Source organism: Rhodopseudomonas pseudopalustris (genome assembly GCF_900110435.1).
GTDB classification, from domain to species: Bacteria; Pseudomonadota; Alphaproteobacteria; order Rhizobiales; family Xanthobacteraceae; genus Rhodopseudomonas; species Rhodopseudomonas pseudopalustris.
In genome coordinates, this window is sequence record NZ_FODT01000003.1 from 468,650 (window position 1) to 484,059 (window position 15,410).

The following is a 15,410-nucleotide window of genomic DNA, read 5'->3' on the forward strand; positions in this document are numbered from 1 at the left end:
CGCTCCGGTGACTTCGTTATCAAGCTTCAAAGCGAGCTGCAAAAAATGGTGGGCCCGGCAGGACTCGAACCTGCAACCAGACCGTTATGAGCGGCCGGCTCTAACCATTGAGCTACAGGCCCCGCCGGGCGCCGCGGGTGGCGGACGGTGCGGTCTCCCCTTACAATGGCGGGGGAGGCGCGGCAATCTCTACCTTCTGGAAGGCTTTGCGCGGGGCCGGCGCAGCATCTGCGCACGATCGCGGAGACCGTCGCCTTCGCCCAGCCCTTGCCGCCTCGCCCGTCTACGCCATCGCGACCCGCGACCGGCCGCGGCGGCGCGTGCGCAGCAGCAACGCTACCATGATGGCGATGTTGAGCGCGTTCCATGCGATGCCGTTGAGGAAGGCGGCGGCGTAGGAGCCGGTCGCATCGAAGATCGCGCCTGAGATCCAGCCGCCCAGCGACATCCCCATCACCGACGCCAGGATCACGATGCCGACCCTGGTCGCGGCTTCGCGCGCCGGCATCGCCTCGCGCACGATGATCGCGTAGCAGGGCACGATGCCGCCCTGGAACAGGCCGAACATCGCCGAGATCAGATACAGCGAAGCAAGGCTGTCGAAGAACAGATAGAACAGCAGCGCCGCGCCCTGCGCCACCGAGCCGATCAGCAGCGTCGCGATGCCGCCGATGCGGTCGGCGAGAAAGCCCGAGCCGATCCGGCTGATGATGCCGAACGCCAGCATCAGCGACAGCATCTCGGCGCCGCGCGCGACGCCGTAGCCGAGATCGCCGCAATAGGCGACGATGTGGACCTGCGGCATCGCCATCGCCACGCAGCAGGCGATCGCGGCGATGCACAGCAGCGCCGTCAGCGTATTGGTGGGAAGCTGCAGGTCGATCCTCGGCGCCGGCGCTGCGGCATGGCCCGCGGCGACATGCCCGCCCATCCGGGCGCGCAGCAGCGCCAGCACCAGCGCCATCGACACCACGCAGAACGCGCCGATTGCGATGTGGGTGGCGCGCCAGCCGTAGCTCTGCGTGGCCCAGTTCACCAGCGGCGGCCAGATCGTGCCGCCGAGATAATTGCCGGTGGCGGCGATCGAAACCGCGACGCCGCGATAGCGCAGAAACCAGTGCGAGGCTTCCGCCATCAGCGGCCCGAACGTCGCCGAGGCGCCGGCGCCGATCACGAAATGCACCAGCGTGAATTGCCACAGCGAGGTCGACAGCCCCGCTCCCGCATAACCGAACCCGAGTAGTCCGATGCCCGCGCCGATCGCGGCGACGATGCCGAAGCGGTCGGTCAATCTGCCGGTTGCGACACCGCCGAGGCCGAAGCCGAGCATCGCCAAGGTGAAGGCTAGAGACGCAGCGCCGCGGGTCGCGGCGAATTCCGCCTGCACCACAGGCAGCACCACCACCACCGACCACATCCCGACGCTGCCGATCGAGCCTATGACGAGCGCCAGCGCCAGCCTGATCCAGGCTTGGCGCGAGTCGAGCATGAACGCCGGCATTTTGCCGGTCTGTTGTGCAGGCGTTTCCACTTGCCCAGCTTCACCGCGAGGCCGCTTGGGGTCAAGGCCCCGCCCGGCCCCCTGCCAAGACGCCGCAGGTTAACCTCCGTTAACGCTTTCCTAACCATAAACTGGGCAAATTTTGCCGAGTGATCGGAAGTGTCGTCAGCCGCGAACACCGGGGGAATGCCCGTGGACGCCAGTGCGGTGCCTCATGTTGGAGCCAGCGACCCTGCGGTCGCGGCGCGGGCGTTCGGCAGACGCAAACGACAGCGGAACAAGGCGGCGGACATGACGGATACGACGGTCGGCCAGGGCCCAGGCAGCAAGCTGCCCAGCCTGCGCGACATCGGCACAATGCTGAAGCGCGGTGACCTCGCGCTCGCCTTCGGGGTGCTCACCATCCTGGTCGTGCTGATCCTGCCGCTGCCGGCGATCGTGCTCGACCTGTTCCTGGCGATCTCGATCACGCTGTCGATCCTGATCCTGATGACCGCGCTGTTCATCCAGGCGCCGCTGGAATTCTCGTCATTCCCGACCGTGCTGCTGATCTCGACCATGCTGCGGCTGTCGCTGAACATGGCCTCGACCCGGCTGATCCTGTCGCACGGCCACGAAGGCACCGCCGCCGCCGGCCACGTCATCGAGGCCTTCGGCAACTTCGTGATGGGCGGCAATTTCGTGATCGGGATCATCGTGTTCACGATCCTGATCATCGTCAACTTCGTGGTCATCACCAAGGGCTCGGGCCGCATCGCCGAAGTCGCGGCGCGCTTCCAGCTCGATTCGATGCCCGGCAAGCAGATGGCGATCGACGCCGACCTCTCCGCCGGCCTGATCGACGAAGCCACCGCGAAGAAGCGGCGCAAGGACCTCGAGGACGAGAGCGGCTTCTTCGGCGCGATGGACGGCGCCTCGAAATTCGTCCGCGGCGACGCGATCGCGGGCCTGCTGGTGGTGTTCATCAATGTGATCGGCGGCATCATCATCGGCGTCGCGCAGCAAGGGCTGAGCTTCGCCGAGGCCGGCCACACCTATACGCTGTTGACCGTGGGCGACGGCCTGGTGACCCAGGTGCCGGCGCTGATCGTCTCGACGGCAGCGGGCCTCCTGGTCTCGAAGGCCGGCATCTCGGGCTCTGCCGACAAGGCGCTGATGAGCCAGCTCTCCGGCTATCCGCAGGCGCTCGGCATGTCGGCCGGCGTGATGTTGGTGCTGGCCACCCTGCCCGGCATTCCGACGCTGCCGTTCCTGTTTCTCGGCGGCGGCGCCGCCTGGCTGGCGGTGTCGGCCAGCAAGCGCAAGACGGCGGGCAAGGCGGCGGCGGATTCCGCAGCGGCGCGGCAGCCGGAAGCGGTCGCGGCCGCTGCGGCCGCCGCTGCAGCAGCCGAGGAGCCGATCAGCGCGGCGTTGAAGATCGATGACCTCAAAATCGAGCTCGGCTACGCGCTGCTGCCGCTGGTCAACGGCCCCGACGGCACCGACCGCCTTACCGAGCAGATCAAGGCGCTGCGCCGTTCGCTGGCGATCGAGATGGGCTTCGTGATGCCGGCGGTGCGCATCCTCGACAACGTCCAGCTCGAGGCCAACACCTACGTCATCAAGATCAAGGAAGTCGACGCCGGGACCGGCCGGATCTGGCCGAACCAGTTCATGGTGATGGACCCGGCGGGCGAACGGGTGACGGTGCCGGGCATCCATACCACCGAGCCGACCTTCGGCCTGCCCGCGACCTGGGTCGACGCTGCGTTCAAGGAGGAGGCGTCGCTGAAGGGCTACACGGTGGTCGACGCCGCCACCGTGCTGTCGACGCATCTGACCGAATTGCTGAAGGGCAACATGTCGGACTTGCTGTCCTACGGCGAAACCCAGAAGCTGTTGAAGGATCTGCCGGCGGAGCAGTCCGAACTGGTCAAGGATATCGTGCCCGGCCAGATCACCGTTTCGGGCATCCAGCGCGTGCTGCAGTTGCTGCTCGCCGAACGGATCTCGATCCGCGACCTGTCGACCATCCTCGAAGGCATCGCCGATGCGCTCGCATTCTCGCGCAGTCCATCGACCATCGTCGAGCACGTCCGCGCCCGGCTGGCGCGACAGATCTGCGCGCAGAACACCTCGTACAACGGCTACCTGCCGCTGATCGCGCTGTCGGCGAAGTGGGAGCAGGCGTTCGCGGAATCGATCATCGGCCAGGGCGACGAGCGCAGCCTGGCGATGGCGCCGTCGAAGCTGTCGGAATTCATGACCGCGGTGCGCGACCGCTTCGAGCAGGCCGCGCGCGAAGGCGAAGCGCCGGTGCTGGTAACGTCCGCGTCGATCCGCCCGTTTGTGCGCTCACTGGTGGAGCGCTTCCGGGCGCAGACCACCGTGCTGTCGCAGGCGGAAATTCATCCGCGAGCCCGGCTGAAGACGGTCGGCAGCGTCTGATCCGCTGCGGAACACCTCTCTCCCGGCAACGGAACGGTGCGACAATTCTATCACAGACAAGCGCGACGATTGATGCTTCGTTAAGCGACGTCAGATCACCGGATCACTGCACTGCAGTGCGAAGTCGATTCAAGTCATTGAAATAGTTATTTTTTTACACATTTCGCAACTGCGTCCTCGCGGCGCCTCAAGTCTTATCACGGACTTGTGATCCGCTACTTGGAACGTCGAGGCGATGAACTAAGTTGATGTGGCGAGTTGTTTGAACCTGCTTCGAGATCGCAGCTACCAATTCTCGAAGGTGGAGAAACACCGGGAGGCTCACATGAACCATTCGATCTACAGCGCTGATCGGTCGACCCACCTCAAGGTGGTCGTGGTTGCATTGGTCGCGGGTATCAGTGTGGCCGGATTTGGCATCTCGGCGCGCCTCGGCGCAAATGACGGCTACACTCAGACGGCGCGCGTGATTAAGGCCGATAGGCCCGTAATGGTCACGACGTCGACAAACACCGCCATTCGCTAGGAACCGCATTCGCTAGGAATTGCATTCACGCGACGCCTGATAAGCCCCCAGGTTCACCGCGTGGGTATGCAGAGGTCCACTCGCCCCAAGTGGATCAAACGGAAAGCGCCCGCTCCCCACGGGCGTTTTCTTTTTGCGTTGACGCGAAGTTTCCGCCGAGGCGACAAATTGCGATGTAGCTGGCGAGCGAATCGCGCGCGCGTACAATCACAACATCGGACTCACACATTCAACTCATCGGCTCTCAGCGTCGCGGCGTCATCGGCACAGACGGCACGCTTTCGACCAGTTTGCCGGTGTAGACGATCGGACCCGTCGCGACGCCAGTCGGCGAGCCGCCTTCCGGCTCGATCGTCACCGCATAGGTCGCCTTGCTGACGATGTCGGAATCATAGGACGCCAGCGACGGGTTGACGGTGAAGTCGCGGCCGCCGATCACTCCGAGGGAGCGCGGCTTCTGCAACTTGTCCGACACCAGCCACAATTCGTAGCTCTTGCCGGGCTCCGGGGTCGCCGCCACGCGCCGCACGGTGAAGCTCTTGCTACCCGCATCAACAGTGAGGATGAAGGCCGGGGAATTGCCGTCTTGCTGCAACACCGCGACGTATTGCGCCGGAATCGCCGGCGGCGGCGTTTCGACCTTGACGATCTGGGTGCGGACCGGGGGCCGCAACGCATCCGGCAACACGTCGGGTTTGTAGAGCTGCACGCCGAGCACCAGCAGCAGCGACGCGGCAAGCGCACCGGCCGACGCCGCGACGCGCTTCCAGACATAGGTCTGCTTGGCGAACCGGACGACGCGCATGGATTCCGGGCTGAGCCCGGAGCCGCTGTCGTTGGCGGGCGCCGGCGGCGCCATCGTGGGCGCGGGCTTCGGCGCCTCGGCGGGGGTCGGCAGCGCAAAGGCCTGCTGCTCGCCGGACATCCCAATCGCAGCTTTGATCCGCTCCCACACCTGCGGCGACGGTTCGACCAGGCCGACCATCTGGTTGAGCGCGCCGAGCTTGAGCTCCCAGGCCTCGACCAGTGCCGCGTAGTTCGCGTCAGCGGATATCGTGGCCTGGACCTGCGCGCGCTCGTCGGCGTCGAGGGTGCCGAGCGCGTATTCTGCGGCGAGCGCGATATGGTCTTCGTTGTAGGCCATTATACGAGTCCCAGACACTCCCGAACGTCGAGCAGGCTGCGTCGAAGCCACGTCTTGACCGTGTTTACCGGCGCATCGAACTTCGCCGCGAGCTGTTCGCGGCTCCAACCATTGTAGTAAGCGAGCAGCACCAATTTCTGACGGTCCGGCTCCAGCCGGCCGACGCATTCGAGCAGTCGCTTCAATTCTTCGGTCATCTCCCGGCGCGCCAGCGGATCCGGCGAATCTGCCGCCGCTTCCTGTGCCGAGGGCTCATCCTCGATCGAGACCTCGCTGCGCTTGCGCGCCACGTCGATCGCCCGATTCCGCGCAATCGAGACCATCCAGGTGATCGGAGACGCCACGCCGGGATTGAACTGTCCGGCGCTATTCCAGATCTTGACGTAAGCTTCCTGGACGACCTCTTCTGCGAGATCCTGACGTCTCAATATACGGAGAACCACGCCGTAGAGTTTCGCGCGCGTCGCATTGTAAAGCCGCTCGAAAGCCGCCTGATCCCCTTTGGCCACAGCGGCAAGCAGCCAGACCAACTCAGCCGACGTCAGCATTCAGTCCCCGCCCCGCAATCGCGCGCCGCCTTCGGATATTCCGGCCAAATCGCCTCGGCCGTTTGTAGCATATCTCGCGATTCCGCGATCCGCCATGGCAGGCACGCCACTGTTGTGGATTCACCGGCACACAAAAAACCCGGGCGGCGGCCCGGGCTTCGAACTTTCCAGTCTGATCGATCGATCAGGCGATCGCGCCCAGGCGGGCCCGCATCAGACCGATGCTGTCGAGATCGGCCTGCTCGCGCGCGCTTTCCTCGGCGCGCTCGCGCGCCTGGTCGCGCTCGTCCAGCAGTTCGACCTTCTTCAGCTCGTCGTACGCCTCGGACAATTGCGCCCGCGCGTCCTCGAGCTGCACCCGCAGCTCGTCGGCGGAGCGGGTGAGGTTCTCACGGCGCTGGATCGCGGCCTTCGCATAGGTCGGATAGGCGAAATGGGTCGGATCGGTGATGCCGGCGCGGTCCTGCTCGGTCTGGATTTCGCGCTCCAGATCGTTCGACATCCGCTGGAAGTCCGCAATCATGCCTTCGATCTGGGCAACCCGCCTGCGCCGCTCGTCGACCTGAAATTTCTTCAAGCGGATCAGCGTATCACGTGACTTCATCGACTCGTACTCCCCAGAAGTCCCGATTCAACGCGGGACAGTGCCGGCCTCCTGCGAGGGGCCAACCGGCAAATCGATTGACGTGCCAAGCATGATGGCTGGACAAAGTTAGCGTTCCGTTTCCACGGTCTTCAGGATTTGTTCAAGTTGGGCATAACCTGAGGAAAGGCTGGTGGCCTCGTCTTTCGCCTGCCGCAGGAACTCCTCGAGCGGCTCGTGAAGCCGGACCGCCTCGTCGACTTCGACGCTCGAACCCGGCCGATAGGCCCCGAGACGGATCAGCTCCTCCATGTCGGCGTAGGTCGCCATCACCTGCCGCGCGCGCTTGATCACCGGCAGATAGGCCGGATCGGCGGAACGCGGCATGGTTCGCGACACCGATTTGAGCACGTTGATCGCCGGATAGCGGCCGCGCTCGGCGATCGAGCGCTGCATCACGATGTGGCCGTCGAGAATGCCGCGCACTGCGTCCGCGACCGGCTCGTTGTGATCGTCGCCGTCGACCAGGACGGTGAAGATGCCGCTGATCGTTCCTTCGCGGAGTCCAGGCCCGGCGCGCTCCAGCAGCTTCGGCAGTTCCGTGAACACGGTCGGCGTGTAGCCCTTCGCGGTCGGCGGCTCGCCGGCGGACAAGCCGATCTCGCGCTGCGCCATCGCGAAACGCGTGACCGAATCCATCAGGCACAGCACGTCCTTGCCCTCGTCGCGAAAATACTCGGCGATCGACAGCGTGAGATAAGCGGCCTGGCGGCGCATCAGCGCTGGCTCGTCGGAGGTCGCCACCACCACGACCGAGCGCGCAAGCCCCTCCTCGCCGAGATCGTCCTGCAGGAACTCCTGCACTTCGCGGCCGCGTTCGCCGATCAGCCCGATCACCGAGACCGCCGCATCGACGTTGCGCGCCAGCATCGACAGCAGCACCGACTTGCCGACGCCGGAACCGGCGAAGATGCCCATCCGCTGCCCCCGGCAGCAGGTGAGAAAGGTGTTGAGCGCACGGACGCCGAGATCGAGCGGCGCGCCGACCCGTTTGCGCGAATGCGCCGGCGGCGGCGAATTGCGAAACGGCATCGGCGACGCCCCCTGCGGCAGCGGCCCCTTGCCGTCGATCGGCTCGCCGAGAGCGTTAATGACGCGGCCGAGCCAGGCCGGCGACGGCCGCACCTGCGCTGCGGAATTGGCGATCACCGCGCGACAGCCGCGCCGCACGCCCTCGAGCCCGGCGAACGGCATCACCATCGCATTGTTGCCGGTGAACCCGATCACCTCGCAGGGGATTGTCCTGCTTGCCCCTGTTTCTACAACGATTCTGGCGCCGACCGACATCGCGTGGATCGGGCCGGCAATCTCGACCATCAGGCCGCGGACGCCAACGACCCGACCATAAATGTTGACGCCGTCGATATCGCCGATCTGCTCGGCCAAGGCCTTCATTGCGAAACCCTTAAGTTTGTGAGGCCCGCCGCCCTCCCCTTAACTTCGTGTTTACCCGCATCGTTAATCATTGCGTCACTGTCTTTGTTGGCTGAAGGCGTTCGCCCATCAGAACGAAGGTGCGAGTCGCGAGAGTCGGTTGATACTGACTCTTAATGTGGAACTTGAAGAGATCGGATAACAAAAAACTGCTTCCTCGCAACATCTTACGGCGATTCTGCAAAAATTGCACGAACAGAGCTTGCGGACCAGAATCAGGATTTGTTAACCATACCTCGTCAGGATCCGAATCAGTTGTTCAGAGGCGTTTCCAGTGCCGCAGGTAGTGCGGACGCCTGACGCCCGGAGCGGCGCTATAAGGGGACTGGCATGCGCGTATTGCTGATTGAAGATGACAGCGCGACCGCGCAGTCGATCGAATTGATGCTCAAATCCGAGAGTTTCAATGTCTACACGACGGATCTCGGTGAAGAAGGCGTCGACCTCGGCAAACTGTACGACTACGACATCATCCTGCTCGATCTGAACCTGCCGGACATGTCCGGTTATGACGTTCTCAAGCAGCTGCGCGTTTCCAAGATCAAAACTCCGATCCTGATCCTGTCCGGCCTCGCCGGCATCGAGGACAAGGTGAAGGGCCTCGGCGTCGGCGCCGATGACTACATGACCAAGCCGTTCCACAAGGACGAGCTGGTCGCCCGCATCCACGCCATCGTCCGCCGCTCGAAGGGCCATGCCCAGTCGGTGATCCAGACCGGCGATCTCGTCGTCAATCTCGACACCAAGACCGTCGAAGTCGGCGGCCAGCGCGTGCATCTGACCGGCAAGGAATATCAGATGCTGGAGCTGCTCTCGCTGCGCAAGGGCACCACGCTGACCAAGGAAATGTTCCTGAACCATCTCTATGGCGGGATGGACGAGCCGGAACTGAAGATCATCGATGTCTTCATCTGCAAGCTGCGCAAGAAGCTCGCCAACGCATCCGACGGCCGCAACTTCATCGAGACGGTGTGGGGCCGCGGCTACGTGCTGCGCGAACCGACCGAAGACGACGTCCGTATCCCGGCCTGATCGCCGACGCCTTTCCAAGGAGCGCCTGGTCAGGCGCTCACCTCCCGACTGGACCCCGCCGCAAATGGCGGGGTTTTTGTTTGTCTGGAGGACGAACCGACCGGTTTCAGCGCCTGACGACGGTCCTTCCGGGGCGCGAGCAAGGCTCGCAAATCCGAATCCAAAACTTGGTGCGATGATGTGATCGACACATCGAGAGTACGGGTCTGCGCGCTGTCGCGCATCCCGAAATGACGGAAACAAAGAGGGGCCGCTCGGCGGCCTCAGCCGGTGCGGGCGGCGGAAAGGCCCAGCGCCGGCTTCATCGCCGGCACGATCGACGGTGCGGCGCGAACGGTGTTGGGCAGATAGACGCCGCGCCGCGTGGCGTGCGGCTTGAAGGTGTCCGTCAACCCGACCACCGTCTCGGCGGCCCCGAGCGTGAGGTAGCCGTCGGGCTCGAGCCGCTTGGCGAGCCGCTCGAAGATCGAGATCTTGGTCGCCTGGTCGAAATAGATCAGCACGTTGCGGCAGAAGATCACGTCGAACATGCCGAGCTGGGTATAGTCCTGCAGCAGGTTGAACTGCCGGTGCTGGATCATCGCGCGCAGCTCGGGGTTGATCTCCCAAAGCTCCCCGGTCTGCTTGAAGTATTTCACCAGCAGCTGAATCGGCAATCCACGCTGCACCTCGAACCGGCTGAACAGGCCGGACTTCGACTTCTCGAGCACAGATTGCGAAAGGTCCGTCGCGACAATCTCGAAACGCCAGCCCGACACCGCCGGACCGAGTTCCTTCAGGCACATCGCAATCGAATACGGCTCCTGGCCGGTCGAGGACGCCGCACACCAGATCCGCAACGACCGCCGCGCAGCGCGAGCTTGCAGAAGCGCCGGCAGCATCTCCTCGCGCAAATGGTCGAACGGCATCTTGTCGCGGAAAAAGAACGTCTCGTTGGTCGTCATCGCCTCGACAACGTCGGCGGTGACCGCCTCGGCGCCGCTTTTCATCTTCTGCACGAGATCGCTGATGCCAGTGAGCCCGAGCCGACGCGCCATCGGCAGCAGCCTGCTCTCGACCAGATACTGCTTGTCGATCGACAGATCGAGACCGGAACGATCCTTCAACGCCTTGCGAAGATAGTCGTAGTCCAGCGGCGTCACGACCGATCTCCAGAAAATAACCTCACAAGTTTCGGCCCGATCTGATTGAGCGGCAAAACCGCGGCGCAGATGCCGGCATTCGCCGCGGCGCCGGGCATTCCCCATACCACGCTGCTCGCTTCGTCCTGCGCGATCACGCTGCCGCCGGCCGCGACGATGTCCTTGCCGCCGCGCATGCCGTCCGAGCCCATGCCGGTCAGCACCACGGCGAGAATTCCGCTCTGCCAAACATCGATCGCCGAGTTGAACAGAGGGTCGACCGCGGGCTTGCAGAAGTTCACCGGCGGGCCGTCGTCGAGCGCGATCACGGCCTGTCCGCCCTGCCGCACCACCCGCATATGGCGACCGCCTGGCGCGAGATAGATCTGACCGGACTTGACGACTTCACCATCGACGCCTTCGTGCGCAGGCCGCCGTGCGGAGCGCATCAAATGTTCGGCGAGAATGGTGGTAAAGGTCGGCGGCATATGCTGGGTGATCAGCACCGGATAGTGGTCGATGACCGACCCGATCTCGCTCACCAACGACATCAGCGCCTGCGGGCCGCCGGTCGAGGAGCCGATCAGCAGCACGCGCGGCGCCGTCACGCCGAACGGGCGCTTCACCAGCGCAGCCTGACTTGCGACGCTGTGCGCCGGCGCGGCCGGCTCGCGCATAAGCGCGGGTGCAGCGGTGGAGCTCGCGGCCGACGCCTTGCGCCGAACCTTGCCGCCGAGATGCCGGATCTTCTGCAGCAGATCGTGCTTGAAGATATCGGCGGCCGACGCCTCGCGGGTCGATTCGGGCTTCGGAATGTAGTCGGCGGCGCCGAGCGACAGCGCCTTGAAGCTGATCTCCGCATTGCGGCGCGTCAGCGTCGAAGCCATGATGATGATCAGATCGCGCTTCTTGGCGAGCAGCTTCGGCAACGCCGAAATGCCGTCGAGTTCGGGCATCTCGATGTCGAGCACTGCGACATCGGGTTTGATGCGCTCGACCTGATTGACGGCATCGAGCCCCGTGCGTAGCGAGGCCGCGACCACCATGTCCGGCTCCGCCTCGATCCAGCGCGAGATCAAACCGCGGATGACGACGGAGTCGTCGACGATCATCACGCGCAGAGGCTCATACTGCGTCGAAGTCGAGGCCGGATTACCTGCCAATGCTACACTCATCACTCACCGACGCAACGCAACAGCCTCGCCACCCCGGATGAGGCGGCGTCGATCGCAATCCGTCCGACCCAGTCAGATAAGGCCGACTTCCTGGAACTTCGCCGTCACGATGTCTTTGTCGAACGGCTTCATGATGTATTCGTTGGCGCCGGCGTGCAGCGCCCGCGCGATGTGCGCGACGTCGTTTTCAGTGGTGCAGAAAACGACTTTTGGCTGATCGCCGCCCGGCATCCGGCGCAGATTGCGGAGGAATTCGTAGCCGTCCATGACCGGCATGTTCCAGTCGAGGAGCACCGCGTCCGGAAGGCCGTGCTTACAGACCTCGAGCGCTTTCTCGCCGTCTTCAGCCTCGACGATTTCGAAGTCGAGCCCCTCGAGAATTCGCCTTGCGACTTTTCGAATGACGCTCGAGTCGTCGACCACCAAACATGTCTTCATTTTCTGCCTCTATCAGTCGGCGCCCGGAGGGGCGATCGGTCGTTGCCGTAGCGGCCTACGCAGCCATCCGCGCATTCGCGATTTCAAGAACCTTGTCGACGTCGAGAACGACCATCAGCTGGCCGTCGAGACGATGAACCCCGTTGGCGAACGAAGCCATCCGCGGATCGAGATTGACCGGATTGACCTCGCGGCCTTCGTCAGGAAGCGTCAGCACCTCGCCGATCGTATCGATCAGCAGGCCGTAGGACTCGCCGCGCAGATCGACGCCCATCGCCATCGGAGGTTTGTTCTCGCTGTTTTTCGGCAGACCGAGACGGGCACGCATATCGATCGCGGTGACGATGCGGCCGCGCAGATTAAGCACGCCGGCGACGTCGTCCGGCGCCAGCGGCACCCGCGTCAGACGCTCCGGCATGAACACGTCCTGGACACGCGAGATCGGCAGCCCGAAAAGCTGTCCGCCGATCATCGCAGTGGCGAATTGGGTGGTGTTGCCGCTGATGGCATCAACCTGCCGGCTCATGATGTTGTCCTTTCTGGTATCCGTCACGCCGCTTGTTGCTGCAACGCCCTGACCGGCTCATTGTCCACGGTCTGCTCCTTGAGCGCCGCGATCAGGCCAGGACGGTCGAACTTGGCGACGTAGTCGGTAAGACCGGCCTGACGGCCCCGCTCGATCGCCGCCGGCGACACCAGCGACGACAGCGCGATCACCGGCGTCGGCGCGAGCTTGGCATCGGCGCGGATCGCCTCGGCGAATTCGAAGCCGTTCATCTCCGGCATTTCGATGTCGGTCAGGATCGCGTCGAACTGCACACCTGTGCGCAGCACTCCGAGCGCCTCGATTGCCGAAGTCGCCAGCCGAACCCTGTAGCCGGCCGCCTTCAGCACGGGGCCGAGCATGTTGCGGAAGAAGGCGGAGTCGTCGACCAGCAACACCGAGCGGCTGGCGATCGACTGCTTCATTTCCTTGCGGGAGAGCCAGTCGGCAAAAGCCATCGGCAGGAAGTGAGCAACGTCGATCACTTCCGTCGCGAGCCCCTTGATCACTGCCGAGCCGAGAATTCCTTCGCGGCTGGAGCCGACCTGGATCTGCAGATGCTCTTCGACGATATCGACGATCTCATCGACCACGAGCCCCATGCTGCGATCGTCATCGACGAACACCAGGATCGGCTGCACGCCGGTGGTGGCGACATTAACGCCCTCCATCAGCACCAGCGGCATCAGTTGATCGCGATACTGCACCATATGCCGGCCGTTCGAGTACTCGATCTTCTCGGCGGCGATTTCCTCGAGGCGCGTCACCAGCGACAGCGGCACCGCCTTCGGATGCGCCGAGCCGGCGCGGAACACCAGAAGCGAGGTGAGCTGCTCGGTCGAGGCCGCGCGGGTCGCCGCGTTCTGCTCCGACAGATCGTGCTGCGCCGAAACCGAAGTGCCGAGCGCCTGCGCGATACCGTTCGGATCGACGATCATGATCACCGCGCCGTCGCCCAGAATGGTGTTGCCCGAGAACATCCCGATGTGGCGCAGCTTGGTCGACATCGGCTTGACCACGATTTCCTCGGTGTGGAAAACCGCGTCGACCACGATGCCGAAGGTCTGGCTACCGACCTGCGTCACCACGATGAAGCCGTTCTCCGGCTCGGAAAGCGCAGTGCCGTCGTCGATATGCAGCAGCTTCTTCAGATGCATCAGCGGCAGCAGCTTGTCGCGCAAGCGCAGCACCGGCGTATCCTTGATCCGCTCGATCCGGTGCTCGGAATTGGCGCGCGCCCGCACCAGCTCGACGACCGCGAGCTGCGGGATCGCGAAGCGGTCGCCGCCGGCTTCGACGATCAGCGCCGAGACGATCGCGAGTGTCAGCGGAATCTTGATGGTGACGCTCGAGCCCTCGCCGGCCACCGACTTGATCTCGATGGTGCCGCCGATCTGGTCGATGTTGGTGCGCACCACATCCATGCCGACGCCGCGGCCGGACACGCTGGTCACCTGCGCGGCGGTCGAGAAGCCGGGCGCGAAAATGAATTTGTGGATCTGCGCCTCGGTCATCTTCTCGACCTCGGCCTCGGTGACGAGGCCGTTGGCGATCGCCTTGGCCTTGATCCGATCGGTGTCGAGCCCGCGGCCGTTATCGGCGATGCAGATCACGATGTGGCCGCCTTCATGATAGGCGGACAGACGGATGGTGCCCTGCTCAGGCTTGCCGTTGCGCACCCGATCCTCGGGCCGCTCCAGCCCATGATCGGCGGAGTTGCGCACCATGTGGGTGAGCGGATCCTTGATCAGGTCGAGCACCTGCCGATCGAGCTCGGTGTCGGCGCCGTGCATCTCGAGCTCGATATGCTTGCCGAGTTCGGAGGCGAGATCGCGCACGATGCGCGGCAGCTTCTGCCAGGCGTTGCCGATCGGCTGCATCCGGGTCTTCATCACGCCGTCCTGCAACTCGGCGGTGACGGTCGAGAGCCGCTGCAACGGCACCTTGAATTCGGTGTCCTCGTGGCGGCGGCTGATTTCGAGCAGCTGATTGCGGGTCAACACCAGCTCGGACACCATCGTCATCAGGTGCTCGAGCGTATCGACATTGACGCGAATCGATTGATTGGCGATCCGGTCGCCTTCCGCCGGCGCCGGGTCCTGTTCACCCTTCTTGGCGGCCTTGACGGCGGGCTTCGCCGCCGGCTTGGCGGCCACCTCGGCCACCTCGGCCACCGCAGCGGGCGCCACGACCGTCTCGAGCGCCGGTGAGGCGGCCTCGATCGCGGTCTCCTGGAATGCCCGTTCCAATTCGTCGAGCGAGACCTCGCCCGGCCGGAGCGGACGCTCCAGCGTCTGCGCTACCAAGGTGCCTTCGGTCTGTTCGGGCTCGGGAGCAGCCTCCGGAACATCCGGAGCAGCTTCCGCGACCGCTGCGGACTCGCCGAGTTCGAGTGCGATCTGTTCGGGCGTGCGCATCGAGAGCCGCTCCAGTTCGCCGATCAGGTCGCCGTCCTCGCCCGGGGGTTCTGCTTCGCTTGCCTCGAGACCGCCGAGAATGTCCTTGATCCGATCGAGCGTGGTCAGGATCAGCGTGACGGCCTCGCCGGTGACCGGCATGCCGTCGCGGAATTTACCCATCAGGGTTTCCGCCGCGTGCGCCAGCGCTTCCAGGCGCGGCAGGCCGAGGAATCCGCAGGTGCCCTTGATGGTGTGAACAAGCCTGAAGATATTGTCCAATATCTTTGCGTTATTGGGCTCCTGCTCGAAGCGGACAAGCTGATTGTCAACCGTGTCCAGACTCTCGAAAGTTTCCGTCAAGAACTCACGCAGAAGATCGTCCATGTGCGCTGGCCTCGTTACGCGGGCGCACGGCAACAGCCGTGGCCGAAAGCTATGCGGCCACTGTCTGCGGAAAGCGTTTAATATTGGTTGCGTA

At 64.2% G+C, this 15,410-nt stretch carries 13 protein-coding genes and 1 tRNA gene; 3 read left to right on the top strand and 11 right to left on the bottom strand.

Annotation, left to right across the window (positions count from 1 at the left end; genetic code table 11):
- Positions 1-46: 46 nt before the first annotated feature.
- Together BMY71_RS08325 and BMY71_RS08330 are read right to left on the bottom strand one after the other, a co-directional pair.
- A tRNA-Ile gene (locus BMY71_RS08325) sits at positions 47-122 on the bottom strand.
- 161 nt (positions 123-283) lie between these two features.
- Positions 284-1,531 (bottom strand): MFS transporter, encoded by a 1,248-nt coding sequence (locus BMY71_RS08330; RefSeq protein ID WP_092683008.1) that lies wholly within the window; start codon positions 1,529-1,531, stop codon positions 284-286.
- 261 nt (positions 1,532-1,792) lie between these two features.
- Between BMY71_RS08330 and flhA the strand changes: the two genes are divergently transcribed.
- Positions 1,793-3,928: a flagellar biosynthesis protein FlhA gene (flhA, locus tag BMY71_RS08335; RefSeq protein WP_202190199.1), complete on the top strand. Its 2,136-nt coding sequence runs from the start codon at positions 1,793-1,795 to the stop codon at positions 3,926-3,928.
- A 325-nt stretch (positions 3,929-4,253) separates the two neighbouring features.
- On the top strand, positions 4,254-4,454 hold the full coding sequence (locus BMY71_RS08340) for a hypothetical protein (protein WP_011504056.1): 201 nt from the start codon (positions 4,254-4,256) through the stop codon (positions 4,452-4,454).
- A 244-nt stretch (positions 4,455-4,698) separates the two neighbouring features.
- Here BMY71_RS08340 and BMY71_RS08345 read toward each other — a convergent pair whose 3' ends face one another.
- The 4 genes from BMY71_RS08345 to fliI form a co-directional block, all read right to left on the bottom strand.
- Positions 4,699-5,598: an anti-sigma factor gene (locus BMY71_RS08345; protein WP_092683010.1), complete on the bottom strand. Its 900-nt coding sequence runs from the start codon at positions 5,596-5,598 to the stop codon at positions 4,699-4,701.
- Entirely contained in the window at positions 5,598-6,146 is a 549-nt protein-coding gene (locus tag BMY71_RS08350; RefSeq protein WP_011504058.1) for a sigma-70 family RNA polymerase sigma factor, read from the bottom strand. Before BMY71_RS08350 ends, BMY71_RS08345 begins: the two co-directional genes overlap by 1 nt.
- Positions 6,147-6,330: 184 nt before the next feature.
- Complete coding sequence (gene fliJ / locus BMY71_RS08355; protein ID WP_092683012.1) at positions 6,331-6,750, bottom strand: flagellar export protein FliJ; 420 nt, start codon at positions 6,748-6,750, stop codon at positions 6,331-6,333.
- 108 nt (positions 6,751-6,858) lie between these two features.
- Positions 6,859-8,184 carry a flagellar protein export ATPase FliI gene (fliI, locus tag BMY71_RS08360; RefSeq protein ID WP_011504060.1) on the bottom strand — a complete coding sequence of 442 codons (1,326 nt, stop codon included), beginning with the start codon at positions 8,182-8,184 and terminating at the stop codon, positions 6,859-6,861.
- Positions 8,185-8,553: 369 nt separating this feature from the next.
- On the opposite strand from fliI, the gene ctrA reads away from it, so the two are divergent.
- Positions 8,554-9,255, top strand: coding sequence for a response regulator transcription factor CtrA (gene ctrA, locus BMY71_RS08365; RefSeq protein WP_011442789.1), 702 nt, complete (start codon positions 8,554-8,556; stop codon positions 9,253-9,255).
- 263 nt (positions 9,256-9,518) lie between these two features.
- Here ctrA and BMY71_RS08370 read toward each other — a convergent pair whose 3' ends face one another.
- The 5 genes from BMY71_RS08370 to BMY71_RS08390 all read right to left on the bottom strand — a co-directional run bounded on the left by BMY71_RS08370 (position 9,519) and on the right by BMY71_RS08390 (position 15,316).
- Positions 9,519-10,397 (bottom strand): CheR family methyltransferase, encoded by an 879-nt coding sequence (locus BMY71_RS08370; protein ID WP_092683014.1) that lies wholly within the window; start codon positions 10,395-10,397, stop codon positions 9,519-9,521.
- Positions 10,394-11,551: a protein-glutamate methylesterase/protein-glutamine glutaminase gene (locus tag BMY71_RS08375; protein ID WP_011504062.1), complete on the bottom strand. Its 1,158-nt coding sequence runs from the start codon at positions 11,549-11,551 to the stop codon at positions 10,394-10,396. Before BMY71_RS08375 ends, BMY71_RS08370 begins: the two co-directional genes overlap by 4 nt.
- A 72-nt stretch (positions 11,552-11,623) precedes the next feature.
- Positions 11,624-11,989: a response regulator gene (locus tag BMY71_RS08380; protein WP_011504063.1), complete on the bottom strand. Its 366-nt coding sequence runs from the start codon at positions 11,987-11,989 to the stop codon at positions 11,624-11,626.
- A gap of 55 nt (positions 11,990-12,044) precedes the next feature.
- A complete protein-coding gene (locus tag BMY71_RS08385; protein ID WP_011504064.1) occupies positions 12,045-12,515 on the bottom strand; it encodes a chemotaxis protein CheW in 471 nt (156 codons plus the stop codon).
- A 23-nt stretch (positions 12,516-12,538) separates the two neighbouring features.
- The gene (locus tag BMY71_RS08390) at positions 12,539-15,316 is read right to left on the bottom strand and encodes a hybrid sensor histidine kinase/response regulator (RefSeq protein WP_092683016.1); all 2,778 of its coding nucleotides are present in this window, start codon (positions 15,314-15,316) and stop codon (positions 12,539-12,541) included.
- Between the last annotated feature and the right edge of the window lie 94 nt (positions 15,317-15,410).

Excerpts from the sequence above, each read along its gene's own strand:
- BMY71_RS08390 (WP_092683016.1), bottom strand. The coding sequence starts at position 15,316 with ATGGACGATCTTCTGCGTGAGTTCTTGACGGAAACTTTCGAGAGTCTG.
- BMY71_RS08350 (WP_011504058.1), bottom strand. The coding sequence starts at position 6,146 with ATGCTGACGTCGGCTGAGTTGGTCTGGCTGCTTGCCGCTGTGGCCAAA.
- BMY71_RS08380 (WP_011504063.1), bottom strand. The coding sequence starts at position 11,989 with ATGAAGACATGTTTGGTGGTCGACGACTCGAGCGTCATTCGAAAAGTC.
- BMY71_RS08345 (WP_092683010.1), bottom strand. The coding sequence starts at position 5,598 with ATGGCCTACAACGAAGACCATATCGCGCTCGCCGCAGAATACGCGCTC.
- fliJ (WP_092683012.1), bottom strand. The coding sequence starts at position 6,750 with ATGAAGTCACGTGATACGCTGATCCGCTTGAAGAAATTTCAGGTCGAC.
- flhA (WP_202190199.1), top strand. The coding sequence starts at position 1,793 with ATGACGGATACGACGGTCGGCCAGGGCCCAGGCAGCAAGCTGCCCAGC.
- fliI (WP_011504060.1), bottom strand. The coding sequence starts at position 8,184 with ATGAAGGCCTTGGCCGAGCAGATCGGCGATATCGACGGCGTCAACATT.
- BMY71_RS08385 (WP_011504064.1), bottom strand. The coding sequence starts at position 12,515 with ATGAGCCGGCAGGTTGATGCCATCAGCGGCAACACCACCCAATTCGCC.
- BMY71_RS08340 (WP_011504056.1), top strand. The coding sequence starts at position 4,254 with ATGAACCATTCGATCTACAGCGCTGATCGGTCGACCCACCTCAAGGTG.
- BMY71_RS08375 (WP_011504062.1), bottom strand. The coding sequence starts at position 11,551 with ATGAGTGTAGCATTGGCAGGTAATCCGGCCTCGACTTCGACGCAGTAT.
- ctrA (WP_011442789.1), top strand. The coding sequence starts at position 8,554 with ATGCGCGTATTGCTGATTGAAGATGACAGCGCGACCGCGCAGTCGATC.